Source organism: Bradyrhizobium pachyrhizi (assembly GCF_001189245.1).
Classification (GTDB): Bacteria; Pseudomonadota; Alphaproteobacteria; order Rhizobiales; family Xanthobacteraceae; genus Bradyrhizobium; species Bradyrhizobium pachyrhizi.
The window spans coordinates 197,862-217,556 of sequence record NZ_LFIQ01000076.1 but is presented as its reverse complement, the minus strand read 5'-3'; the positions used below and the strand labels follow the sequence as shown (position 1 = coordinate 217,556).

The following is a 19,695-nucleotide window of genomic DNA, read 5'->3' as shown; positions in this document are numbered from 1 at the left end:
CGTTTGCGAACTCAGGGGACCCATTACCACCTGCGTTGATGATGAAGCCGGCGTCGGCCACCGTGCCGGCTTGATAGATCCCGTGGTGTGGGTCCTGGCTTTCGCCAGGACGACGACGGGGATAGAGCGACGCCACCAAAACAAAAACGGCGCCCGAAGGCGCCGCTTTCAAAACCTGGCTCGAGAGCAGCCTGCGCCGCCTCAGTGAGAGCGGCCTGCGCCGCCTCAGCGAGAGCGGCTTACGCCGCCTCGGCCTCCTTGTCCTGCGTCGGACCGGAATCCTGGCCCTTGGCGTCGACGTCGCGGTCGACGAACTCGATCACGGCCATCGCCGCGTTGTCGCCGTAGCGGAAGCCGGCCTTGATGATGCGGGTGTAGCCGCCCTGGCGGTCCTTGTAGCGGGTCGCCAGCGTGTCGAACAGCTTCCTGACCTGATCGACGTCGCGCAGCTCCGAGATCGCCTGGCGGCGCAGGGCGAGGCCGCCCTTCTTGCCGAGGGTGACGAGCTTCTCGACGATCGGCCGCAGTTCCTTGGCCTTCGGCAGCGTGGTGACGATCTGCTCGTGCTTGATCAGCGCGGCCGCCATGTTGGCGAACATCGCACGCCGATGCTCGGCGGTGCGGTTGAGCTTCCGATGAACCTTGCCGTGACGCATTGACTTCTTCCTTCTTCAATTCTGCCGCGGTGGTTCAGCGACAAGTTTTGCAGGTGGGCATCCTGCGTTCGCCCGGACGTCATTCCGGGGCGGCTCGCAGAGCCGAACCCGGAATCTCGAGATTCCGGGTTCGATGCTGCGCATCGCCCCGGAATGACGATATCAGTAGTGATCCTCGAAGCGCTTGGCGAGCTCGTCGATGTTCTCCGGCGGCCAGCCCGGCACTTCCATGCCGAGGTGCAGACCCATCTGGGCCAGCACTTCCTTGATCTCGTTCAGCGACTTGCGGCCGAAGTTCGGGGTGCGGAGCATTTCCGCTTCCGACTTCTGCACGAGGTCGCCGATGTAGACGATGTTGTCGTTCTTCAGGCAGTTTGCCGAACGCACCGACAGCTCGAGTTCGTCGACCTTCTTGAGGAACGCCGGGTTGAACGCGAGATCGGGGATGATCTCCTGCGTGACTTCCTTGCGCGGCTCTTCGAAGTTGACGAACACGTTGAGCTGATCCTGCAGGATGCGCGCGGCGTAGGCCACCGCGTCCTCCGGCGTGATCGCGCCGTTGGTCTCGATCGTCATGGTGAGCTTGTCGTAGTCGAGGATCTGGCCCTCACGGGTGTTCTCGACCTTGTAGGAGACCTTGCGGACCGGCGAGAACAGGCTGTCGACCGGGATCAGGCCGATCGGAGCATCCTCGGGACGGTTGCGCTCGGCGGCGACATAGCCCTTGCCGGTCGTGACCGTGAACTCCATGCGGATCTCGGCGCCGTCGTCCAGCGTGCAGAGCTGCAGGTCGGGGTTGAGCACCGTGACATCGCCGACGGTCTGGATGTCGCCGGCGGTGACGGCGCCCGGGCCCTGCTTCTTCACGACCATGCGCTTCGGGCCTTCGCCCTGCATCTTGATCGAGATGTCCTTGATGTTGAGGACGATGTCGGTGACGTCTTCACGGACACCGGCGATCGAGGAGAACTCGTGCAGCACGCCGTCGATATGCACCGACTGCACCGCCGCGCCCTGCAGCGAGGACAACAGGATGCGGCGCAGCGCGTTGCCGAGCGTCTGGCCGAAGCCACGCTCGAGCGGTTCGGCGACCACGGTGGCGAACCGGCTCGCGTCCGAGCCGGGCGTCACCTGCAGCTTGTTCGGTCGAATGAGTTCTTGCCAATTTTTCTGGATCGTCACTGTTTCACCCATTTGCCGGTCATAGGGCCAAATCGAATGGCCGAACCCGGCGTTGGAGATCGCGGATCAGTCCGCGCGGTCAATTCCAAAAACCATCGCAGGGCGGCCAGAGGCCGCCCGCGACTTACAGATCAAACGCGCCGACGCTTGCGCGGACGGCAGCCATTGTGCGGGATGGTGGTCACGTCGCGGATCGAGGTGACGGTGAAGCCCGCAGCCTGCAGCGCGCGGAGCGCCGACTCACGGCCCGAACCCGGGCCGGCCACTTCTACCTCCAGCGTGCGCATGCCGTGTTCCTGCGCCTTCTTGGAGACGTCTTCGGCCGCGACCTGCGCGGCATAGGGGGTCGACTTGCGCGAGCCCTTGAAGCCCATGGTGCCGGCCGACGACCAGGCGATGGTGTTGCCCTGCGCGTCGGTGATGGTGATGGTCGTGTTGTTGAACGACGAATTCACGTGCGCGATGCCGGAGGCGATGTTCTTGCGTTCGCGGCGGCGTACGCGGGTGGCTTCCTTGCCCATTTCAAACCTTTCCTGTGATCTCGACGCCGCCGTAGTGCCAGCGGCTACACCTCAAAACGCAAATGGCGAGTAGCGAATTTCCATTCGCTACTCCCCACCTGCAATTCGCAAAACTTACTTCTTCTTGCCGGCGATCGCCTTGGCCGGCCCCTTGCGCGTGCGCGCATTAGTGTGGGTGCGCTGGCCGCGCACCGGCAGACCGCGGCGATGACGCAGGCCGCGGTAGCAGCCGAGGTCCATCAGCCGCTTGATGTTGATGCCGACCTCACGACGGAGGTCGCCCTCGACCAGATAGTCGCGGTCGATCACTTCGCGGATCTGCAGGACTTCCTGGTCGGTCAGTTGGTTGACGCGACGGTCCACCGGGATCTTGACCTTCTCCATGATGTCGGCCGCGTTCTTCTGGCCGATGCCATGGATGTACTGAAGCGCGATCAGGACGCGCTTGTTGGTAGGAATGTTCACGCCGGCAATACGGGCCACGGACTTCTCTCCTGTCGCCGATCCATCACGGATTCGGGCTTCTCAAGTTCTTGCTCTCTCGGGCTTGTGTCCACAAACGCGAACACGACGCCCTCCCCTCATGTCCTTCGGGGCCCGGCATCGTCATAAAACTATCCAACTTGGATGCGGGGCTTATTAAAGGATTCATGTCGGTTTCGTCAACCGCTCCTAGCGTTTAGCTCGCTTTTTCGTGAGCTTTTTTGCCGCCTTTTTGGCGGTCTTTGCTCCCTTGCGGGCTTTCGCGGCGCTGGCGGCATTCTTTACCGCCTTCTTCGCGGCCTTCTTCACGGTTTTCTTGGGCGCCTTGGTCTTGGAGGGCGCCTTGGCAGCTTTCCTGGCGGGTTTGGCGGCCTTTTTGGCTGATTTAGCTACCTTCTTGGCCGGCTTCTTGCTGGCCTTCATGGTCGCCTTGGCGGCCTTTTTAGCCGCCTTGGGGGCGTGATCCTCATGATCCTTCGGTTCCAGCGCGCCGAGCGCGGTCAGGATCCGGTTGATCTCGCGGGTGACGTGCTCGATGGTCATCATGCCATCGACCGTCAGCAGCTTCCGCCGCTCCGAATAATAGTGAATCAGCGGCTCCGTCAGCGAACGGTACTGCGCCAGGCGCTTGGTCAGCACTTCCGGCGTGTCGTCGAGGCGGACTTCCTCGCCGCGCGCGCGGGTTTCCTCGGCACGCTTCTCAACGCGGGCGAGCAGCGCGCTCTCGTTGACGCGGAGCTCAACCACAGCGTCGAGCTTGAGGTGCTTTTTCCGGAGCAGATCGTCGAGCGCCTCGGCCTGCGGCACGGTGCGCGGGAAGCCGTCGAGAATGAAGCCCTTCTTGGCATCGGGCTCCTCGATTCGGTCGGCGATGATTCCCACCACCACCTCGTCGGGAACCAGGCCGCCATTGGCCATGATCTCCTTGGCCTGCAAGCCGATCGGCGTGCCCGCGGCGACCGCAGCGCGCAGCATCTCACCGGTCGAGAGCTGGACGATGCCGTGCCTGTGCACCAGCCGCTGCGCCTGGGTTCCCTTGCCCGAGCCCGGCGGCCCCAAAAGGATCAATCTCATATCTGTTTCGCCCCCCGGCTAGGTGGGCGACGTCCGCACACCTGTGTTTTGAGTTCGAAGCCGAGCCGCGATCAGCGGCGGCGGCCCCCCCTGAGCTTCGACTTCCTGATCAGCCCTTCATACTGATGAGCGAGCAGATAGCCCTGCACCTGCGACACCGTATCCATCGTCACGCTGACGACGATCAACAGCGAGGTGCCGCCAAAGTAGAACGGGACCGATGCGTAGGAAATCAGAATTTCAGGAATCAGGCAGACGATCGCGAGATAGACCGCGCCGAGCACCGTGATGCGCGACAGCACATAGTCGATATACTCGGCGGTGCGCTCGCCCGGCCGGATGCCCGGGATGAAGCCGCCATGCTTCTTCAGATTGTCCGCGGTCTCGGTCGGATTGAACACGATCGCGGTGTAGAAGAACGCGAAGAACACGATCAGCGCGAGATACATGAAAAGGAACAGCGGCCGGCCGTGGCTGAGCTGGGTCGTGATCCACTGGAACCATTCCGGCCCTTTGCCGGCGTTGAAGTTCGCGACCGTGGTCGGCAGCAACAGCAGCGACGAGGCGAAGATCGGCGGAATCACGCCCGAGGTGTTGAGCTTGAGCGGCAGATGCGAGGACTGGCCCTCGAACATCTTGTTGCCGACCTGGCGCTTCGGATACTGGATCAAAAGCCGGCGCTGCGCGCGCTCCATGAAGACGATGAAGGCGATCACGGCGACTGCCATCACGATGACGATCAGGATCAGGCCGGTCGACATCGCACCCTGGCGGCCGAGTTCCAGCATGTTGGCGAGCGCCGACGGCAATTCGGCGACGATGCCGGCCAGGATGATCAGCGAAATACCGTTGCCGATGCCGCGCGAGGTGATCTGCTCGCCGAGCCACATCAGGAACATGGTGCCGCCGGTCAGCGTGATCGCGGTCGAGATCCGGAAGAACATGCCGGGGTCGCTGACGACATTGCCGGCGCCTTCGAGGCCGATCGCGATGCCGTAGGACTGGAACAGCGCCAGGATCACCGTCAGATAGCGGGTGTACTGGTTCAGCGTCTTGCGGCCCGCCTCGCCTTCCTTCTTGAGCGCCTCGAGCTGCGGCGACACGGTGGTCAGGAGCTGCACGATGATCGATGCCGAGATGTACGGCATGATGTTGAGCGCGAAGATCGCCATGCGGTGGATGCCGCCGCCGGCGAACATGTTGAACATGCCGAGGATGCCGCCGGACTGGCTGCGGAACACCTGCTCCCAGATGTTCGGATCGATGCCGGGCAGCGGGATGTAGGTGCCTAGCCGATAAACAAGCAGCGCACCCAGGGTGAACCAGATGCGCTTCTTCAGCTCGTCGGCTTTCGCCAGCTGTCCGAAATTGAGGTTGGCGGCAAGTTGTTCGGCTGCTGAGACCATGTTTCGGCTTTCTCCCGGAGCCCCATTCGCCGGCGCCCCCAAAGAGATCAATTCCCTGGGCGCCGGCAGACACCGGACATTATCTGGTGCTCGGCCTCGATAAGTCCATCATTCGATCTGCGGATTGCCCGCGCGTCGCGGGCAATGACGCAGATGTTACGCCGCCTCGCCTTCTTCCTTGGCGGGGGCCAGGATCTTGACCGAGCCGCCGGCCTTCTCGACCGCGGCAATGGCCGACTTGGAAGCGCCGTGCGCCTCGATGGTCAGCTTGGTCTTGATCTCGCCGCGGCCGAGCAGCCGCAGGCCGTCCTTGGCGCGGCGCAGCACGCCGGCCTTGACCAGCGATTCGACGTTCACCGTCGCGCTCGCATCGACCAGCCTGTTGTCGATCGCTTCCTGCAGACGGTCGAGATTGATCTCGGCGAAGTCGAGCCGGAAGATGTTGTTGAAGCCGCGCTTCGGCAGACGGCGATGCATCGGCATCTGGCCGCCTTCGAAACCCTTGATGCGGACGCCCGAACGCGCGGTCTGGCCCTTGCCGCCGCGGCCCGAGGTCTTGCCCTTGCCGGAACCGATGCCACGGCCGACACGCATGCGCTTCTTGCGCGAGCCGGCGTTGTCGGCGATATCGCTGAGCTTCATCGCCCTTCTCCTTATCTCTGCTTACTCGCCGACGACGCGGACGAGATGCTGAACCTTGCTGATCATGCCGCGAACTTCAGGGGTATCCTGCAGCTCGGCAACCCGGCCGATCTTGTTGAGCTTGAGGCCGATCAGCGTCGAACGCTGCGAGTGATGGCGGCGGATTGCGCTGCCGATCTGCTCGACCTTGATGGTCTTGCTGGCCTTGGCCATGACAGTAACTCCGAATAGCGCTTCGAGAAGCGCGCGTTGTTATTCCGCCACCACTTCGGCGTCGCCGCCGACGCGGCGCGACTGCAGGGTGGAGACCTTGATGTTGCGGCGCGCAGCCACCGAACGCGGCGAATCCTGATGCTTCAGCGCATCGAACGTCGCGCGAACCATGTTGTAGGGATTCGACGAGCCGATCGACTTCGCCACCACGTCCTGGACACCGAGCGTCTCGAACACCGCGCGCATCGGGCCGCCGGCGATGATGCCGGTACCGGCCGGAGCGGCACGCAGGTAGACGCGGCCGGCGCCGTGACGGCCGGCGATGTCGTGATGCAGCGTGCGGCCTTCGCGAAGCGCGACGCGCGTCAGGTTGCGCTTCGCCGATTCGGTCGCCTTGCGGATCGCTTCCGGAACTTCGCGCGCCTTGCCGTGGCCGAACCCGGCCCGGCCCTTCTGGTCGCCGATCACGACCAGCGCCGCAAAGCCGAAGCGCTTGCCGCCCTTGACGACCTTCGCCACGCGATTGATGTGGACGAGCTTGTCGACGAACTCGCTATCGCGCTCCTCGCGCTCCCTGCTCCGTTCGCGTCCGCCGCGTTCGCGTTCACCTGCCATGGTGTTTTCCAATCTCTAGGAGGCCTTGCGCCTCTTTCCTCGTAATCGTTCGTAAAGTTTAGAAGCTCAATCCGCCTTCGCGCGCCGCATCCGCGAGCGCCTTGACGCGCCCGTGATAGATGTAGGCGCCGCGATCGAACACGACTTCCTTGACACCCTTCTGCGCCGCGCGCTCGGCGAGCAGCTTGCCGACCGCCTTCGCCGCATCGATGTCGGCGCCGGTCTTGCCGGCGTCGCGCATGGTCTTCTCCAGCGACGAGGCGGAAGCGAGCGTCTCGCCCTTCTGGTCGTCGATGACCTGGGCGTAGATGTGCTTGGACGAGCGGAACACCGACAGCCGCGGACGGCCGCCTGCCGAGCGGCGAAGCGCAAGGCGCACGCGCTGCTTGCGCCGGGCATTCGTAACCTTGAGTGACATGACCGGCTCCGTTACTTCTTCTTGCCTTCCTTGCGGAAGATGAATTCGTTGGCGTACTTCACGCCCTTGCCCTTGTAGGGCTCCGGCGGACGGTAGGCGCGGATCTCGGCGGCGACCTGGCCGACGCGCTGCGGATCGTTGCCGGTGATCGTGATCTCGGTCGGCTTCGGCACCGCGATGGTGATGCCTTCCGGGATCGCGTACACCACGTCGTGGCTGTAGCCGAGCGCGAGCTGCAGGTTCTTGCCCTGCATCGCGGCGCGGTAGCCGACGCCGGTGATCTCGAGCTTCTTCTCGAAGCCCTTGGTGACGCCCTCGACGAGGTTGGCGACCTGCGCGCGCGCGGTGCCGTACATCGCCTGCGCGCGGTTGGTCTTGACCCGCGGAGCAACCTTGACCTGGCCGTTCTCGAACTTCACCTCGACGTCGTCATGCACGACGAACTGAAGCTGGCCCTTCGGCCCCTTCACCTTGACGGTCTGACCTTCGACGGTCGCCGTCACACCCGACGGGATCGCCACCGGCCTTTTGCCGATACGTGACATCGTAAAATCCTTCCTCAGAACACCGTGAAGAGAACTTCGCCGCCCACGTTGGCGTCGCGCGCCTGGTGGTCAGCCATGATTCCCTTCGGCGTCGACAACACCGAAATGCCGAGACCGTTGTTCACGCGCGGCAGGTTCTTCACCGAGGCGTAAACGCGGCGGCCCGGCTTCGACACCCGCTCGATCTCGCGGATGACGGGCTCGCCGTCGAAATACTTCAGCTCGATCTCGAGCTCGCTGCGGCCCGAGGCATGCTCGACGCTGGCGTAGCCGCGGATGTACCCCTCGGACTTCAGCACCTCGAGCACGTTGGCGCGCATCTTCGAGCCGGGGCTCGAGACCTTGGACTTGGAGCGCATCTGCGCGTTGCGGATGCGGGTGATGAGATCGCTGATCGGATCGTGCGTAGACATGGTTCCGACCCTCCTTACCAGCTCGACTTCACGAGGCCGGGAACCAGGCCCTTGGAGCCGAGTTCACGCAGCGCGATGCGCGAGAGCTTGTTCTTGCGATAGTTCGAGCGCGGACGCCCGGTCAGCTCGCAACGGTTGCGGATGCGCGTCGGCGACGAGTTGCGCGGCATCTCGGCGAGCTTCAGCGTCGCCGCGAAGCGCTCTTCCATCGGCTTGGTCTTGTCGGCGATGATCGCCTTCAGCTTCTCGCGGCGCGGGCCGGCGTTCTTCGCCATCCGCTTGCGCCGGTTGTTCTTCTCGACTGAACTCTTCTTTGCCATGCTTGGCTCCTGGGTATCCGCGTTTGAGTGGCTTTGGCTCAGCTACTCACTGCCGGAACGGGAAATTGAAAGCGGTCAACAAGGCGCGCGCCTCGTCGTCGGTCTTGGCGGTGGTGCAGACCGTGATGTCCATGCCACGCGCTTCCGAGACCTTGTCGAAGTCGATCTCGGGGAAAATGATGTGCTCCTTGATGCCGAGCGAATAGTTGCCGCGGCCGTCGAAGCTCTTCGGGTTCAGGCCGCGGAAGTCGCGGACGCGGGGCAGCGCCACGTTCACCAGGCGGTCGATGAACTCGTACATATGGGTCTTGCGCAGCGTGACCTTGCAGCCGATCGGCTGGTTCTCACGCAGCTTGAAGGTCGCGATCGCGATCCGCGAATAGGTCACGATCGCCTTCTGGCCGGCGATCTGGGTCAGCTCGGCGGCGGCGGTCTCGGCCTTCTTGCGGTCGTTGACGGAGTCGCCCACGCCCATGTTGAGCACGACCTTGTCGAGGCGCGGCACCTGCATCACGTTGGCATAACCGAACTTCTCGGTCATCATGCCGCGGATCTTCTTGTCGTACTCCGCGCGCAGACGCGGCGTGTAAGCTGTATCAGCCATCGATCTCTGCTCCCGAGCTCTTGGCAACACGAACCTTCTTGCCATCGGCCTGAATCTTGAACCCGATGCGGGTCGGCTTTCCGTCCTTGCCGACATACGCAATGTTCGAAAGGTCGATCGGCATCTCCTTGGAGATGATGCCGCCTTCCTGGGTCTGGGTCTGCTTCTGGTGACGCTTCACCATGTTGATGCCGCGAACGAGAGCCTTGTTCTCGTCCGGACGCACCTCGAACACCTCGCCGGTGCGACCCTTGTCGCGGCCGGTGAGCACCATCACCTTGTCGCCCTTGCGGATCTTGGCAGCCATCACAGCACCTCCGGCGCAAGCGAAATGATCTTCATGTGGTTCTTGGCGCGCAGCTCGCGCGGCACCGGCCCGAAGATACGGGTGCCGACCGGCTCGGACTGATTGTTGATCAGCACGGCGGCGTTGCGGTCGAAACGGATGACCGAACCGTCGGCGCGGCGGATGTCCTTGCGGACCCGAACCACGACGGCCTTCATCACGTCGCCCTTCTTCACCTTGCCACGCGGAATGGCTTCCTTGATCGACACAACGATAACGTCGCCCACGGTGGCATAGCGGCGCTTGGAACCTCCAAGAACCTTGATGCACATGACACGGCGTGCGCCTGAATTATCGGCCACGTCGAGGTTGGTCTGCATCTGAATCATTGATGCACCTCGTCCTCTTTCTGCGCTTTAGCGCGCTCAAAATTTCCCTGAATTTCCCCGGCCAGGCCGAAGTAATCAGGCCGTTTTCTTGTGTTCGCCCCGGACCACGGTCCAGCGCTTCAGCTTCGAGATCGGCTTCGATTCCTCGATCCAGACCATGTCGCCCGGCTTGAACTGGCTGTTCTCGTCGTGCGCGTGGTAGTTCTTGGAACGGCGGATCGTCTTCTTGTAGATCGGGTGGGTGAAGCGGCGATCGACGCGCACCACGATGGTCTTGGCTTGCTTGTCGCTGACGACCACGCCCTGCAGAGTACGTTTCGGCATAGCTGGCCCCTTACTTCTTCTTCGCGCGCTGCTGGGCAGCGATGGTCTTGATACGAGCGATATCGCGGCGGGCTTCGCGCATCCGCGAGGTGTTCTCCAGCTGCCCGGTGGCGCGCTGGAAACGCAGGTTGAAGCGCTCCTTCTTCAGGTTCAGGATCGCGTCTTCCCGCTGGTCGTCGCTCATCGCGCGAATGTCTTCAACTTTCATCTCGGCCATGGCGATTACTCCGCAATGCGCGCAACGAAGCGCGTCTTGATCGGCAGCTTGGCAGCCGCGAGCGACAGCGCTTCCTTCGCGGTCTGCACCGGCACGCCGTCGATCTCGAACATCACGCGGCCCGGCTTGATCCGGACCACCCACAATTCCGGAGCACCCTTGCCGGAGCCCATGCGGACTTCGGCTGGCTTTTTCGACACCGGCACGTCCGGGAACACGCGGATCCAGACGCGGCCGGCGCGCTTCATGTGACGGGTCAGCGCGCGGCGGGCGGCTTCGATCTGACGGGCGGTGACGCGCTCAGGCTCCATCGCCTTCAGGCCGAACTGGCCGAACGCCAACGTCGCGCCAGAGGTCGCAACGCCGTGGATACGGCCCTTATGCGCCTTCCGGAACTTCGTTTTCTTAGGTTGCATCATGGCTTTAAGCCCTCAAATTCCTGCTTTGCCTCAAGCGGCGTCGCGGCGCGAACGCGGCGTGCTGTCGCCCTCGGCCATCTTCTTGTCCTGGGCCATCGGATCGTGCTCGAGGATCTCGCCCTTGAAGATCCAGACCTTGACGCCGCAGGTGCCGAAGGTCGTGAACGCGGTGGCAACGCCGTAGTCGACGTCGGCGCGCAGCGTGTGCAGCGGCACGCGACCTTCGCGGTACCACTCCATGCGCGCGATTTCTGCGCCGCCGAGACGGCCCGAGCAATTGATGCGGATACCGCCGGCACCGAGACGCATCGCCGACTGCACGGCGCGCTTCATGGCGCGGCGGAACGCGACGCGGCGCTCGAGCTGCTGGGCGATCGATTCAGCGACCAGGGTCGCGTCGAGCTCCGGCTTGCGGATTTCGACGATGTTGATCACGACGTCCGACGAGGTGATGTCGGCAACCTTCTTGCGCAGCTTGTCGATGTCGGCGCCCTTCTTGCCGATCACGACACCCGGACGGGCCGAGTGGATCGTCACGCGGCACTTCTTGTGCGGACGCTCGATCACGATGCGGGCCACGGCCGCCTGCTTGAGCTCCTTGTGCAGGATCTCGCGGATCTTGACGTCCTCGTGCAGCAGCTTGCCGTATTCCTGCTTGCCGGCGAACCAACGGGAGTCCCAGGTCCGGTTGATGCCGAGACGCAGCCCGATTGGATTGATCTTTTGACCCATCGTCTTCTCCTGCGCCCTTCTTAAGCGCTTGCCTCGGCCTCGACCTGACGAACCACGATGGTCAGGTGCGAGAACGGTTTGAACACACGGCCCGAACGGCCACGGCCGCGCGGAGCAAAACGCTTCATCACGATGCCGTTGCCGACATGCGCCTCGGCAACGACGAGATCGTCGACATCGAGGTCATGGTTGTTCTCGGCGTTGGCGATCGCCGATTCCAGGCACTTCTTGACGTCGACTGCGATCCGCTTGCGCGAGAACTGCAGGTCGGCGAGCGCAGCGGACGCCTTGCGGCCGCGGATCAGCTGCGCCACCAGGTTCAGCTTCTGCGGGCTGACACGCAGCATGCGGGCGACGGCCTTGGCCTCATTGTCCGCGAGGCTACGTTCGCGCTTTGGTTTGCTCATCGGTTAATCCTCAAGCCTTCTTGGCTTTCTTGTCGCCCGAATGGCCGTGGAAGGTCCGGGTCGGCGAGAACTCGCCGAACTTGTGACCCACCATTTCCTCGTTGATTGCCACCGGCACGTGCTTGTGGCCGTTGTAGACGCCGAACGTCAGGCCGACGAACTGCGGCAGGATGGTCGAGCGGCGGCTCCAGATCTTGATGACGTCGTGACGGCCGGACGAGCGCGCGGCATCTGCCTTCTTGAGCAGAGAACCCTCGACGAACGGGCCTTTCCAGACTGAACGAACCATGTCCGGCGTTCCTTACTTCTTCCGCTTGTGGCGGCTGAGGAGAATGAATTTGTTGGTCGACTTGTTGGTGCGGGTCTTCTTGCCCTTGGTCGGCTTGCCCCACGGAGTGACCGGGTGGCGACCGCCCGAGGTACGACCTTCACCACCGCCGTGCGGGTGATCGATCGGGTTCATGACGACGCCGCGGTTGTGCGGACGCCAGCCGAGCCAGCGGGTACGACCGGCCTTGCCGATCGAGATGTTCATGTGATCCGGGTTCGAGACCGCGCCGATCGTGCCGCGGCAACGGCCGTGCACCAGACGCTGCTCGCCCGAGTTCAGGCGGACGATCACGTAGTCCTGGTCGCGGCCGACGATCTGGGCGTAGGTGCCGGCGGAGCGCGCCAGCTGACCGCCCTTGCCGATCTTCAGCTCGATGTTGTGCACGATCGTGCCGACCGGCATGTTGCCGAGCGGCATGACGTTGCCCGGCTTGACGTCGACATAGTTGCCGGCGACGACGGTGTCGCCCGCCGCCAGGCGCTGCGGCGCCAGGATGTAGGCCAGCTCACCGTCCTGATACTTGATCAGCGCGATGAAGGCGGTGCGGTTCGGATCATACTCGAGCCGCTCCACGACCGCCGGCATGTCCACCTTGTCACGGCGGAAGTCGACGGTGCGGTAGGCCTTCTTGTGGCCGCCGCCGCGGAAACGCACGGTGATGCGACCGGTGTTGTTGCGACCGCCATTGCCGAGCTTGCCCTCGGTCAGGGTCTTCACCGGCTTGCCCTTGTAGAGCGCCGAACGATCGACCATGACCAGCTGGCGCTGGCCCGGCGTCGTGGGATTGTAGGTTTTCAATGCCATCGTCGTTGCGCCTTATAGTCCGGTAGTCACGTCGATGCGGTGGCCCTCTTCCAGGGTCACGATCGCGCGCTTGGTGTCCGACTGCGAGCCGAGATTGCCGCGGAACACCTTGGTCTTGCCCTTGCGAACGAGCGTGTTGACGCTCTTCACCTTGACGTCGAACAGCTTCTCGACCGCTTCCTTGATCTGCGGCTTGGTGGCCTTGCCGGCGACCTTGAACAGCACCTTGTTGTGCTCGGAGGCGAGCGTCGCCTTTTCCGTCACGACGGGAGAGATGATGACGTCGTAGTGGCGCGGATCGATGTTCTTCATTTGAAGCGCGCCTCCAGCGCATCAACCGCAGCCTTGGTCAGCACCAGCTTCTGGCGGCGGAGAATGTCGTAGACGTTGATGCCCTGGATCGGCAGCACGTCGATGTTCGGAATGTTGCGGGCCGCGGTCGCGAAACCGGCGTTGAGCTCGGCGCCGTCGATGATCAGCGCATTGGTGAGCCCGAGGCCGGAGAAGTGACCGAGCAGCGCCTTGGTCTTGGCGGCCTCGAGCTGCGCATTGTCGATCACGATCAGCCCGCCGTCCTTGGCCTTGGCCGACAGCGCATGCTTCAGCGCGAGCGCGCGCACCTTCTTCGGCAGGTCGGTCGCGTGCGAGCGAACAACCGGACCGAACGCACGGCCACCGCCGCGGAACTGCGGCACGCGAGCCGAGCCGTGACGGGCGCCGCCGGTGCCCTTCTGCTTGTACATCTTCTTGCCGGTGCGCCAGATCTCGGCGCGGCCCTTGGCCTTGTGGGTACCGGCCTGACGCTTGTTCAGCTGCCACTGCACGCAGCGCTGGATGATGTCGGCACGCGGCTCGAGACCGAAGATCGCGTCCGAGAGCTCGACGGATCCGGCGTCCTTGCCTTCAAGGGTCGTGACTTTCAGTTCCATCTCACACGCCCTCCTTCTCGGCCACAGCCTCGGCAGCTTCGCCGCCTGCAACCTTGAACTTGCCGGGCTTCGGGGCTTCCTTCGGCAGCGGCTTCTTGACGGCGTCGCGCACCGAGATCCAGCCGCCCTTGGAGCCGGGAACGGCGCCTTCGACGAGGATCAGGCCGCGCTCGACGTCGGTCGAAACCACGCGCAGATTGAGCGTGGTGATGCGGTCGACGCCCATGTGACCGGGCATCTTCTTGTTCTTGAAGGTCTTGCCGGGGTCCTGACGGCCACCGGTCGAACCGATCGAACGGTGCGAGATCGACACACCGTGGGTGGCGCGCAGACCGCCGAAATTCCAGCGCTTCATGCCGCCGGCGAAGCCCTTACCGATCGAGGTGCCGGTCACGTCGACGAACTGGCCGACCACGAAATGGTCCGCCTGGATTTCCGCGCCGACCGGGATCAGCGCGTCCTCGGACACGCGGAACTCGGCGACCTTGCGCTTCGGTTCGACCTTGGCGACCGCGAACTGGCCGCGTTCGGCCTTGGGCATGTACACGGTCTTGCGGGCGCCCGAGCCGAGCTGAAGAGCGACATAGCCGTTCTTCTCGGTCGTGCGGTGGCCCAGCACCTGGCAGTTGCCCAACTTCAGCACGGTCACAGGGATATGCTCGCCGGTCTCCGTAAAGACCCGCGTCATCCCGACCTTTTGTGCGATCACTCCGGAGCGCATCGGCGTGCTTCCTGTCTTTCTGTCCGCAAGCGGCGGACGTAAAAATCCAAAACCTTAGAGCTTGATCTCGACGTCGACACCGGCGGCCAGGTCGAGCTTCATCAGCGCATCGACGGTCTGCGGGGTCGGATCGACAATGTCGAGGAGGCGCTTGTGGGTGCGCATCTCGAATTGCTCGCGGCTCTTCTTGTCAACGTGCGGCGAACGGTTGACGGTGAACTTCTCGATGCGGGTCGGCAGCGGAATCGGTCCGCGAACCTGCGCACCGGTGCGCTTCGCCGTGTTCACGATCTCGCGGGTCGACGTATCGAGGATTCGATGGTCGAACGCCTTGAGACGGATGCGAATATTTTGGCCGTTCATTGCCGTATTCTTTCTTTAGTGAGTGGCGAGTAGCGAATAGCGAATGGAGTGACCCACTCGCTACTCGCCATTCCCTATTCGCGTAGTTACTCGATGATCGCGGCGACGACGCCGGCGCCGACGGTGCGGCCGCCTTCGCGGATCGCGAAGCGCAGCTTCTCTTCCATCGCGATCGGCACGATCAGGTGCACTTCCATCGCGATGTTGTCGCCCGGCATCACCATCTCGGTGCCTTCCGGCAGGTGCACGACACCGGTCACGTCGGTGGTGCGGAAGTAGAACTGCGGACGGTAGTTGGTGAAGAACGGGGTGTGGCGACCGCCCTCTTCCTTGGTGAGGATGTAAGCCTCAGCCTTGAACTTGGTGTGCGGCTTGACCGAGCCGGGCTTGCACAGCACCTGGCCACGCTCGACTTCCTCGCGCTTGGTGCCGCGGAGCAGCGCACCGATGTTGTCGCCGGCCTGGCCCTGATCGAGCAGCTTGCGGAACATTTCGACGCCGGTGACGATGGTCTTCTGGGTGTCGCGGATACCGACGATCTCGATTTCCTCGCCGACCTTGATCACGCCGCGCTCGACACGGCCGGTGACGACGGTGCCGCGGCCCGAGATCGAGAACACGTCTTCAACCGGCATCAGGAACGGCTGGTCGATCGGACGCTCCGGCTGCGGGATGTACTCGTCGACGTTGCGCATCAGCTCGAGGATGGCGTCGTGGCCGAGCTTCTTGTCCTTGTCTTCGAGGGCGGCGAGCGCCGAGCCCTTGATGATCGGGATCTTGTCACCCGGGAATTCGTACTTCGAGAGCAGCTCGCGGACTTCGAGCTCGACGAGCTCGAGCAGCTCCGGATCGTCGACCATGTCGCACTTGTTGAGGAACACGACGAGCGCGGGCACGCCGACCTGGCGGGCGAGCAGGATGTGCTCGCGGGTCTGCGGCATCGGGCCGTCAGCAGCCGACACGACCAGGATCGCGCCGTCCATCTGGGCAGCGCCGGTGATCATGTTCTTCACGTAGTCGGCGTGGCCGGGGCAGTCGACGTGGGCGTAGTGGCGGTTGGTCGTCTCGTACTCGACGTGCGCGGTCGAGATCGTGATGCCGCGGGCCTTCTCTTCCGGCGCCTTGTCGATCTGGTCGTAGGCGGTGAACGTCGCGCCGCCGGTTTCTGCGAGCACCTTGGTGATCGCTGCGGTCAGCGAGGTCTTGCCATGGTCGACGTGACCGATGGTGCCGATGTTGCAGTGGGGCTTGTTACGTTCGAATTTAGCTTTGGCCATTTGACTCTCCGTTCAATCGTTGACTGCCATCAACGACAATCAGGCAAACTTCTTCTGGACTTCAGCCGACACGTTCGCCGGAGCTTCGGCGTAGTGATCGAACTGCATGGTGAAGGTCGCGCGACCCTGGCTCATCGAGCGCAGGTTGTTCACGTAACCGAACATGTTCATGAGCGGCACCATCGCGTTGATGACGTTGGCGTTGCCGCGCATGTCTTGGCCCTGGATCTGGCCACGCCGGGAATTCAGGTCGCCGATGACCGAACCGGTGTAGTCTTCCGGGGTCACCACCTCGACCTTCATGATCGGCTCGAGCAGAACGGACTTGCCCTTCGTCAACGCTTCGCGGAACGCAGCCCGCGACGCGATTTCGAACGCCAGTGCCGACGAGTCGACGTCGTGATACTTGCCGTCGACCAGCTGCACCTTGACGTCCACCACCGGGAAGCCGGCAACGACACCGGAGCCCATCACGCTGTTGAGGCCCTTTTCGACGCCGGGGATGTATTCCTTCGGCACCGCGCCGCCGACGATCTTCGATTCGAACTCATAGCCCTTGCCGGGCTCGTTCGGCTCGACGACGATCGACACTTCGGCGAACTGACCGGTACCGCCGGTCTGCTTCTTGTGCGTGTACTTGACTTCGGCCTTCTTGGTCACGCGCTCGCGGAACGCCACCTGCGGCGCGCCGATGTTGGCGTCGACCTTGTAGGTGCGCTTGAGAATGTCGACCTTGATGTCGAGATGCAGTTCGCCCATGCCCTTGAGAATGGTCTGGCCGGACTCCTGGTCGGTCGACACGCGGAACGACGGATCTTCCGCGGCAAGCTTGGCAAGCGCCACGCCGAGCTTTTCCTGGTCGGCCTTCGACTTCGGCTCGATCGCGATCTCGATCACCGGCTCCGGGAATTCCATCTTCTCGAGGATCACCGGCTTGTCGGGATCGCACAGCGTGTCACCGGTGCGCGCTTCCTTCAGGCCAGCCAGTGCGACGATGTCGCCGGCGTAGGCTTCCTTGATGTCTTCGCGGTTGTTCGCATGCATCAGCAGCATGCGGCCGATACGCTCCTTCTTCTCGCGGGTCGAGTTCACCACGCCGGTGCCCGACTGCAGGATGCCGGAATAGATGCGGCAGAAGGTGATGGTGCCGACGAAGGGGTCGTCCATGATCTTGAACGCGAGCAGCGCCAGCGGCTCCTTGTCGTCCGCCTTGCGCACGACTTCGTTGCCCTCATCGTCGGTGCCCTTGATCGCGGGCACGTCGATCGGCGACGGCAGATAGTCGACGACGGCGTCAAGCAGCGGCTGCACGCCCTTGTTCTTGAACGCGGAGCCGCACAGCACGGGATAGAACGCGCCGGTCAGCACGGCCTTGCGGATCAGGCGCTTCAGGGTCGCCTCGTCCGGCTCCTTGCCGTCGAGGAAGGCAGCCAAAGCGTCGTCGTCGAGCTCGACGGCGGCTTCCACCATCTTCTCGCGATATTCCTTGGCCTGCTCGACCAGATCTTCCGGAATGTCGACATAGTCGAACTTGGCGCCGAGCGATTCATCGTTCCAGATGACGCCCTTCATCTTCACGAGGTCGACGAGGCCCTTGAAGTTGCTCTCGGCACCGATCGGCAGCTGGATCGCGATCGGCTTCGCGCCGAGGCGGTCGACGATGTCGGACAGGCACTTGAAGAAGTCGGCGCCGGTCTTGTCCATCTTGTTGGCGAAGACGATGCGCGGAACCTTGTACTTGTCGCCCTGGCGCCACACGGTCTCGGTCTGCGGCTCGACGCCCTGGTTGGAGTCGAGAACGCAAACGGCGCCGTCGAGCACGCGCAGCGAACGCTCGACCTCGATGGTGAAGTCGACGTGGCCGGGGGTGTCGATGATGTTCAGGCGCTTGCCGTTCCAGAACGCGGTGGTCGCAGCCGAGGTGATCGTGATGCCACGCTCCTGCTCCTGCTCCATCCAGTCCATCGTCGCGGCACCTTCGTGCACTTCGCCGATCTTGTGGCTCTTGCCGGTGTAATAAAGGATGCGCTCGGTGGTCGTGGTCTTGCCGGCGTCGATATGCGCCATGATACCGAAGTTGCGGTAGTCCTCGATGGCATGTTGGCGGGGCATGAGACTGTTCCTTAAATTCCGTTGTTCGCCTTACCAGCGATAGTGCGAGAACGCGCGGTTGGCTTCCGCCATCCGGTGCACGTCTTCACGCTTCTTGACGGCGTTGCCGCGATTGTTCGAGGCGTCGAGCAGCTCAGCCGAGAGACGCTCCGTCATGGTCTTCTCGTTGCGCTCGCGAGCGGCCGAGATCAGCCAGCGGATGCCGAGCGCCTGACGGCGCACCGAACGGACTTCGACCGGAACCTGGTAGGTCGCGCCGCCGACGCGGCGGGAACGAACCTCGATGGTCGGCATCACGTTCTCGAGCGCCTGCTCGAACACGCCGAGCGGGTTCTGCTTGGTCTTGGCCTCGATCATGCCGAGCGCACCGTAGACGATGTTTTCGGCAACCGACTTCTTCCCGGCGTACATTACCGAGTTCATGAACTTCGTAATGATGATGTTCCCGAACTTCGGATCCGGAAGAACTTCACGCTTCTCGGCAGAATGGCGACGCGACATCTGATCGGTTCCCGCTTACTTCGGACGCTTCGCGCCGTACTTCGAACGACGCTGCTTACGGTTCTTGACGCCCTGGGTATCCAGCACGCCGCGGAGGATGTGGTAGCGCACACCGGGCAAGTCCTTGACGCGGCCGCCGCGGATCATGACCACCGAGTGCTCCTGCAGGTTATGGCCCTCGCCCGGGATGTAGCCGATCACCTCGAAGCCGTTGGTCAGGCGCACCTTGGCGACCTTACGAAGCGCCGAGTTCGGCTTCTTCGGGGTCGTGGTGTAGACGCGCGTGCACACGCCGCGCTTCTGCGGCGACTGCTGCAGCGCCGGCACCTTCTTACGCGACTTCTGCACTTCACGCGGATTTGCGATCAGCTGGTTGATCGTCGGCATGTAGCCTTCACCCTTTAGTTCGCGCGAAACCTTGAATCGGTCCGCCAATTCTTCTCGGGAAAAGCCGTCCCGTACGGCCCGCTCGGCACGGGACAAATACCCGCGCAAAGCGAAATCGCGCCAACCACTCATCGCTGAGCGGAAAGCGCTTCGACGCCACAGAGGACCGCGATCCCGAACCGTTCAGCGTTCGCTGTTCGGTCCGCCACCGAGGTCATGCATCCGAAATCACTCTCAAGAGGACGTGCTCAAGAGAACCAATATCGTCCTGGCATTGCCTAGCTATCATCGACAGCGTTTGAGCGGCATTCGTCGAGGTTGGTGCCCGTCCGGCTCCTCAAAAAGGGCCTTCGGGTGTTCCGTTCCGACGCTGGCGTAGCTCACCGCCTGTCGTTAAGTGGGCG

General features: G+C 63.2%; 31 protein-coding genes. All 31 read right to left on the bottom strand.

The window, feature by feature from the left end:
- Positions 1 to 239: 239 nt before the first annotated feature.
- Positions 240 to 656: a 50S ribosomal protein L17 gene (gene rplQ, locus AKL29_RS16105; RefSeq protein ID WP_028335465.1), complete on the bottom strand. Its 417-nt coding sequence runs from the start codon at positions 654 to 656 to the stop codon at positions 240 to 242.
- Positions 657 to 818: 162 nt separating this feature from the next.
- Positions 819 to 1,850: a DNA-directed RNA polymerase subunit alpha gene (locus AKL29_RS16100; RefSeq protein WP_035631062.1), complete on the bottom strand. Its 1,032-nt coding sequence runs from the start codon at positions 1,848 to 1,850 to the stop codon at positions 819 to 821.
- Positions 1,851 to 1,969: 119 nt separating this feature from the next.
- The gene (gene rpsK / locus AKL29_RS16095) at positions 1,970 to 2,359 is read right to left on the bottom strand and encodes a 30S ribosomal protein S11 (protein WP_006021048.1); all 390 of its coding nucleotides are present in this window, start codon (positions 2,357 to 2,359) and stop codon (positions 1,970 to 1,972) included.
- Between the two features lie 114 nt (positions 2,360 to 2,473).
- The gene (gene rpsM, locus AKL29_RS16090) at positions 2,474 to 2,842 is read right to left on the bottom strand and encodes a 30S ribosomal protein S13 (protein WP_016843766.1); all 369 of its coding nucleotides are present in this window, start codon (positions 2,840 to 2,842) and stop codon (positions 2,474 to 2,476) included.
- 189 nt (positions 2,843 to 3,031) lie between these two features.
- A complete protein-coding gene (locus AKL29_RS16085) occupies positions 3,032 to 3,916 on the bottom strand; it encodes an adenylate kinase (protein ID WP_050384841.1) in 885 nt (294 codons plus the stop codon).
- 71 nt (positions 3,917 to 3,987) lie between these two features.
- Positions 3,988 to 5,322 carry a preprotein translocase subunit SecY gene (secY, locus tag AKL29_RS16080; RefSeq protein ID WP_016843764.1) on the bottom strand — a complete coding sequence of 445 codons (1,335 nt, stop codon included), beginning with the start codon at positions 5,320 to 5,322 and terminating at the stop codon, positions 3,988 to 3,990.
- A gap of 156 nt (positions 5,323 to 5,478) precedes the next feature.
- A complete protein-coding gene (rplO, locus tag AKL29_RS16075; protein WP_050384840.1) occupies positions 5,479 to 5,964 on the bottom strand; it encodes a 50S ribosomal protein L15 in 486 nt (161 codons plus the stop codon).
- Positions 5,965 to 5,985: 21 nt separating this feature from the next.
- A complete protein-coding gene (gene rpmD / locus AKL29_RS16070; protein WP_028335461.1) occupies positions 5,986 to 6,177 on the bottom strand; it encodes a 50S ribosomal protein L30 in 192 nt (63 codons plus the stop codon).
- 39 nt (positions 6,178 to 6,216) lie between these two features.
- Positions 6,217 to 6,792, bottom strand: a complete 576-nt coding sequence (rpsE, locus tag AKL29_RS16065; protein ID WP_028335460.1) for a 30S ribosomal protein S5 — start codon at positions 6,790 to 6,792, stop codon at positions 6,217 to 6,219.
- Positions 6,793 to 6,850: 58 nt separating this feature from the next.
- Positions 6,851 to 7,210, bottom strand: coding sequence for a 50S ribosomal protein L18 (gene rplR, locus AKL29_RS16060; RefSeq protein ID WP_016843760.1), 360 nt, complete (start codon positions 7,208 to 7,210; stop codon positions 6,851 to 6,853).
- Between the two features lie 11 nt (positions 7,211 to 7,221).
- Entirely contained in the window at positions 7,222 to 7,755 is a 534-nt protein-coding gene (gene rplF / locus AKL29_RS16055; RefSeq protein ID WP_024578581.1) for a 50S ribosomal protein L6, read from the bottom strand.
- Positions 7,756 to 7,769: 14 nt separating this feature from the next.
- Positions 7,770 to 8,168, bottom strand: a complete 399-nt coding sequence (gene rpsH / locus AKL29_RS16050) for a 30S ribosomal protein S8 (protein ID WP_018272133.1) — start codon at positions 8,166 to 8,168, stop codon at positions 7,770 to 7,772.
- A 14-nt stretch (positions 8,169 to 8,182) separates the two neighbouring features.
- Complete coding sequence (gene rpsN, locus AKL29_RS16045) at positions 8,183 to 8,488, bottom strand: 30S ribosomal protein S14 (RefSeq protein WP_016843757.1); 306 nt, start codon at positions 8,486 to 8,488, stop codon at positions 8,183 to 8,185.
- A 46-nt stretch (positions 8,489 to 8,534) separates the two neighbouring features.
- The gene (gene rplE / locus AKL29_RS16040; RefSeq protein ID WP_016843756.1) at positions 8,535 to 9,092 is read right to left on the bottom strand and encodes a 50S ribosomal protein L5; all 558 of its coding nucleotides are present in this window, start codon (positions 9,090 to 9,092) and stop codon (positions 8,535 to 8,537) included.
- The gene (gene rplX, locus AKL29_RS16035; RefSeq protein WP_016843755.1) at positions 9,085 to 9,399 is read right to left on the bottom strand and encodes a 50S ribosomal protein L24; all 315 of its coding nucleotides are present in this window, start codon (positions 9,397 to 9,399) and stop codon (positions 9,085 to 9,087) included. The genes rplE and rplX overlap by 8 nt, the downstream gene beginning before the upstream one ends.
- Entirely contained in the window at positions 9,399 to 9,767 is a 369-nt protein-coding gene (rplN, locus tag AKL29_RS16030) for a 50S ribosomal protein L14 (protein WP_011473865.1), read from the bottom strand. Before rplN ends, rplX begins: the two co-directional genes overlap by 1 nt.
- Positions 9,768 to 9,842: 75 nt before the next feature.
- Positions 9,843 to 10,091: a 30S ribosomal protein S17 gene (gene rpsQ / locus AKL29_RS16025; RefSeq protein WP_050384839.1), complete on the bottom strand. Its 249-nt coding sequence runs from the start codon at positions 10,089 to 10,091 to the stop codon at positions 9,843 to 9,845.
- 10 nt (positions 10,092 to 10,101) lie between these two features.
- Positions 10,102 to 10,308, bottom strand: a complete 207-nt coding sequence (gene rpmC, locus AKL29_RS16020) for a 50S ribosomal protein L29 (protein WP_016843753.1) — start codon at positions 10,306 to 10,308, stop codon at positions 10,102 to 10,104.
- Positions 10,309 to 10,313: 5 nt separating this feature from the next.
- A complete protein-coding gene (gene rplP / locus AKL29_RS16015) occupies positions 10,314 to 10,727 on the bottom strand; it encodes a 50S ribosomal protein L16 (protein ID WP_016843752.1) in 414 nt (137 codons plus the stop codon).
- A 30-nt stretch (positions 10,728 to 10,757) separates the two neighbouring features.
- A complete protein-coding gene (gene rpsC, locus AKL29_RS16010) occupies positions 10,758 to 11,459 on the bottom strand; it encodes a 30S ribosomal protein S3 (RefSeq protein ID WP_016843751.1) in 702 nt (233 codons plus the stop codon).
- 20 nt (positions 11,460 to 11,479) lie between these two features.
- A complete protein-coding gene (gene rplV, locus AKL29_RS16005) occupies positions 11,480 to 11,866 on the bottom strand; it encodes a 50S ribosomal protein L22 (protein WP_018272136.1) in 387 nt (128 codons plus the stop codon).
- A gap of 10 nt (positions 11,867 to 11,876) precedes the next feature.
- Positions 11,877 to 12,155, bottom strand: coding sequence for a 30S ribosomal protein S19 (gene rpsS / locus AKL29_RS16000; RefSeq protein ID WP_028335459.1), 279 nt, complete (start codon positions 12,153 to 12,155; stop codon positions 11,877 to 11,879).
- Between the two features lie 12 nt (positions 12,156 to 12,167).
- Positions 12,168 to 13,001 (bottom strand): 50S ribosomal protein L2, encoded by an 834-nt coding sequence (gene rplB, locus AKL29_RS15995; RefSeq protein WP_021081655.1) that lies wholly within the window; start codon positions 12,999 to 13,001, stop codon positions 12,168 to 12,170.
- Positions 13,002 to 13,013: 12 nt separating this feature from the next.
- Positions 13,014 to 13,313 (bottom strand): 50S ribosomal protein L23, encoded by a 300-nt coding sequence (locus AKL29_RS15990; RefSeq protein WP_016843746.1) that lies wholly within the window; start codon positions 13,311 to 13,313, stop codon positions 13,014 to 13,016.
- Positions 13,310 to 13,930, bottom strand: a complete 621-nt coding sequence (gene rplD, locus AKL29_RS15985; protein WP_016843745.1) for a 50S ribosomal protein L4 — start codon at positions 13,928 to 13,930, stop codon at positions 13,310 to 13,312. Before rplD ends, AKL29_RS15990 begins: the two co-directional genes overlap by 4 nt.
- Position 13,931: 1 nt before the next feature.
- Entirely contained in the window at positions 13,932 to 14,651 is a 720-nt protein-coding gene (gene rplC, locus AKL29_RS15980) for a 50S ribosomal protein L3 (protein ID WP_018272139.1), read from the bottom strand.
- A gap of 54 nt (positions 14,652 to 14,705) precedes the next feature.
- Positions 14,706 to 15,014, bottom strand: coding sequence for a 30S ribosomal protein S10 (rpsJ, locus tag AKL29_RS15975; protein WP_002712302.1), 309 nt, complete (start codon positions 15,012 to 15,014; stop codon positions 14,706 to 14,708).
- A gap of 86 nt (positions 15,015 to 15,100) precedes the next feature.
- A complete protein-coding gene (gene tuf, locus AKL29_RS15970; RefSeq protein WP_018272140.1) occupies positions 15,101 to 16,291 on the bottom strand; it encodes an elongation factor Tu in 1,191 nt (396 codons plus the stop codon).
- Between the two features lie 39 nt (positions 16,292 to 16,330).
- Positions 16,331 to 18,403, bottom strand: coding sequence for an elongation factor G (gene fusA / locus AKL29_RS15965; protein WP_028352166.1), 2,073 nt, complete (start codon positions 18,401 to 18,403; stop codon positions 16,331 to 16,333).
- A 30-nt stretch (positions 18,404 to 18,433) separates the two neighbouring features.
- Positions 18,434 to 18,904 carry a 30S ribosomal protein S7 gene (rpsG, locus tag AKL29_RS15960; RefSeq protein ID WP_016843741.1) on the bottom strand — a complete coding sequence of 157 codons (471 nt, stop codon included), beginning with the start codon at positions 18,902 to 18,904 and terminating at the stop codon, positions 18,434 to 18,436.
- Positions 18,905 to 18,919: 15 nt separating this feature from the next.
- Positions 18,920 to 19,291 carry a 30S ribosomal protein S12 gene (gene rpsL / locus AKL29_RS15955; RefSeq protein ID WP_006611834.1) on the bottom strand — a complete coding sequence of 124 codons (372 nt, stop codon included), beginning with the start codon at positions 19,289 to 19,291 and terminating at the stop codon, positions 18,920 to 18,922.
- Positions 19,292 to 19,695 lie beyond the last annotated feature (404 nt).

Coding starts and splice junctions, on each gene's coding strand:
- rplO (WP_050384840.1), bottom strand. CDS start 5,964: ATGAAGCTCAGCGATATCGCCGACAACGCCGGCTCGCGCAAGAAGCGC.
- rpsJ (WP_002712302.1), bottom strand. CDS start 15,014: ATGAACGGCCAAAATATTCGCATCCGTCTCAAGGCGTTCGACCATCGA.
- rpsK (WP_006021048.1), bottom strand. CDS start 2,359: ATGGGCAAGGAAGCCACCCGCGTACGCCGCCGCGAACGCAAGAACATC.
- rpsL (WP_006611834.1), bottom strand. CDS start 19,291: ATGCCGACGATCAACCAGCTGATCGCAAATCCGCGTGAAGTGCAGAAG.
- rpsE (WP_028335460.1), bottom strand. CDS start 6,792: ATGGCAGGTGAACGCGAACGCGGCGGACGCGAACGGAGCAGGGAGCGC.
- rplQ (WP_028335465.1), bottom strand. CDS start 656: ATGCGTCACGGCAAGGTTCATCGGAAGCTCAACCGCACCGCCGAGCAT.
- rplB (WP_021081655.1), bottom strand. CDS start 13,001: ATGGCATTGAAAACCTACAATCCCACGACGCCGGGCCAGCGCCAGCTG.
- rplD (WP_016843745.1), bottom strand. CDS start 13,930: ATGGAACTGAAAGTCACGACCCTTGAAGGCAAGGACGCCGGATCCGTC.
- rplE (WP_016843756.1), bottom strand. CDS start 9,092: ATGGCTGATACAGCTTACACGCCGCGTCTGCGCGCGGAGTACGACAAG.
- rpsS (WP_028335459.1), bottom strand. CDS start 12,155: ATGGTTCGTTCAGTCTGGAAAGGCCCGTTCGTCGAGGGTTCTCTGCTC.
- rpmD (WP_028335461.1), bottom strand. CDS start 6,177: ATGGCCAAGGCCAGCAAGACCATCAAGGTCGAGCAGATCGGCAGCGCA.
- rplP (WP_016843752.1), bottom strand. CDS start 10,727: ATGATGCAACCTAAGAAAACGAAGTTCCGGAAGGCGCATAAGGGCCGT.
- rplC (WP_018272139.1), bottom strand. CDS start 14,651: ATGCGCTCCGGAGTGATCGCACAAAAGGTCGGGATGACGCGGGTCTTT.
- rplR (WP_016843760.1), bottom strand. CDS start 7,210: ATGTCACTCAAGGTTACGAATGCCCGGCGCAAGCAGCGCGTGCGCCTT.
- secY (WP_016843764.1), bottom strand. CDS start 5,322: ATGGTCTCAGCAGCCGAACAACTTGCCGCCAACCTCAATTTCGGACAG.
- tuf (WP_018272140.1), bottom strand. CDS start 16,291: ATGGCCAAAGCTAAATTCGAACGTAACAAGCCCCACTGCAACATCGGC.
- rpsH (WP_018272133.1), bottom strand. CDS start 8,168: ATGTCTACGCACGATCCGATCAGCGATCTCATCACCCGCATCCGCAAC.
- rpsG (WP_016843741.1), bottom strand. CDS start 18,904: ATGTCGCGTCGCCATTCTGCCGAGAAGCGTGAAGTTCTTCCGGATCCG.
- rpsC (WP_016843751.1), bottom strand. CDS start 11,459: ATGGGTCAAAAGATCAATCCAATCGGGCTGCGTCTCGGCATCAACCGG.
- fusA (WP_028352166.1), bottom strand. CDS start 18,403: ATGCCCCGCCAACATGCCATCGAGGACTACCGCAACTTCGGTATCATG.
- AKL29_RS16100 (WP_035631062.1), bottom strand. CDS start 1,850: ATGGGTGAAACAGTGACGATCCAGAAAAATTGGCAAGAACTCATTCGA.
- rplN (WP_011473865.1), bottom strand. CDS start 9,767: ATGATTCAGATGCAGACCAACCTCGACGTGGCCGATAATTCAGGCGCA.
- AKL29_RS15990 (WP_016843746.1), bottom strand. CDS start 13,313: ATGAAGAACATCGATCCGCGCCACTACGACGTCATCATCTCTCCCGTC.
- rplX (WP_016843755.1), bottom strand. CDS start 9,399: ATGGCTGCCAAGATCCGCAAGGGCGACAAGGTGATGGTGCTCACCGGC.
- AKL29_RS16085 (WP_050384841.1), bottom strand. CDS start 3,916: ATGAGATTGATCCTTTTGGGGCCGCCGGGCTCGGGCAAGGGAACCCAG.
- rpsQ (WP_050384839.1), bottom strand. CDS start 10,091: ATGCCGAAACGTACTCTGCAGGGCGTGGTCGTCAGCGACAAGCAAGCC.
- rpmC (WP_016843753.1), bottom strand. CDS start 10,308: ATGGCCGAGATGAAAGTTGAAGACATTCGCGCGATGAGCGACGACCAG.
- rpsN (WP_016843757.1), bottom strand. CDS start 8,488: ATGGCAAAGAAGAGTTCAGTCGAGAAGAACAACCGGCGCAAGCGGATG.
- rplF (WP_024578581.1), bottom strand. CDS start 7,755: ATGTCACGTATCGGCAAAAGGCCGGTGGCGATCCCGTCGGGTGTGACG.
- rplV (WP_018272136.1), bottom strand. CDS start 11,866: ATGAGCAAACCAAAGCGCGAACGTAGCCTCGCGGACAATGAGGCCAAG.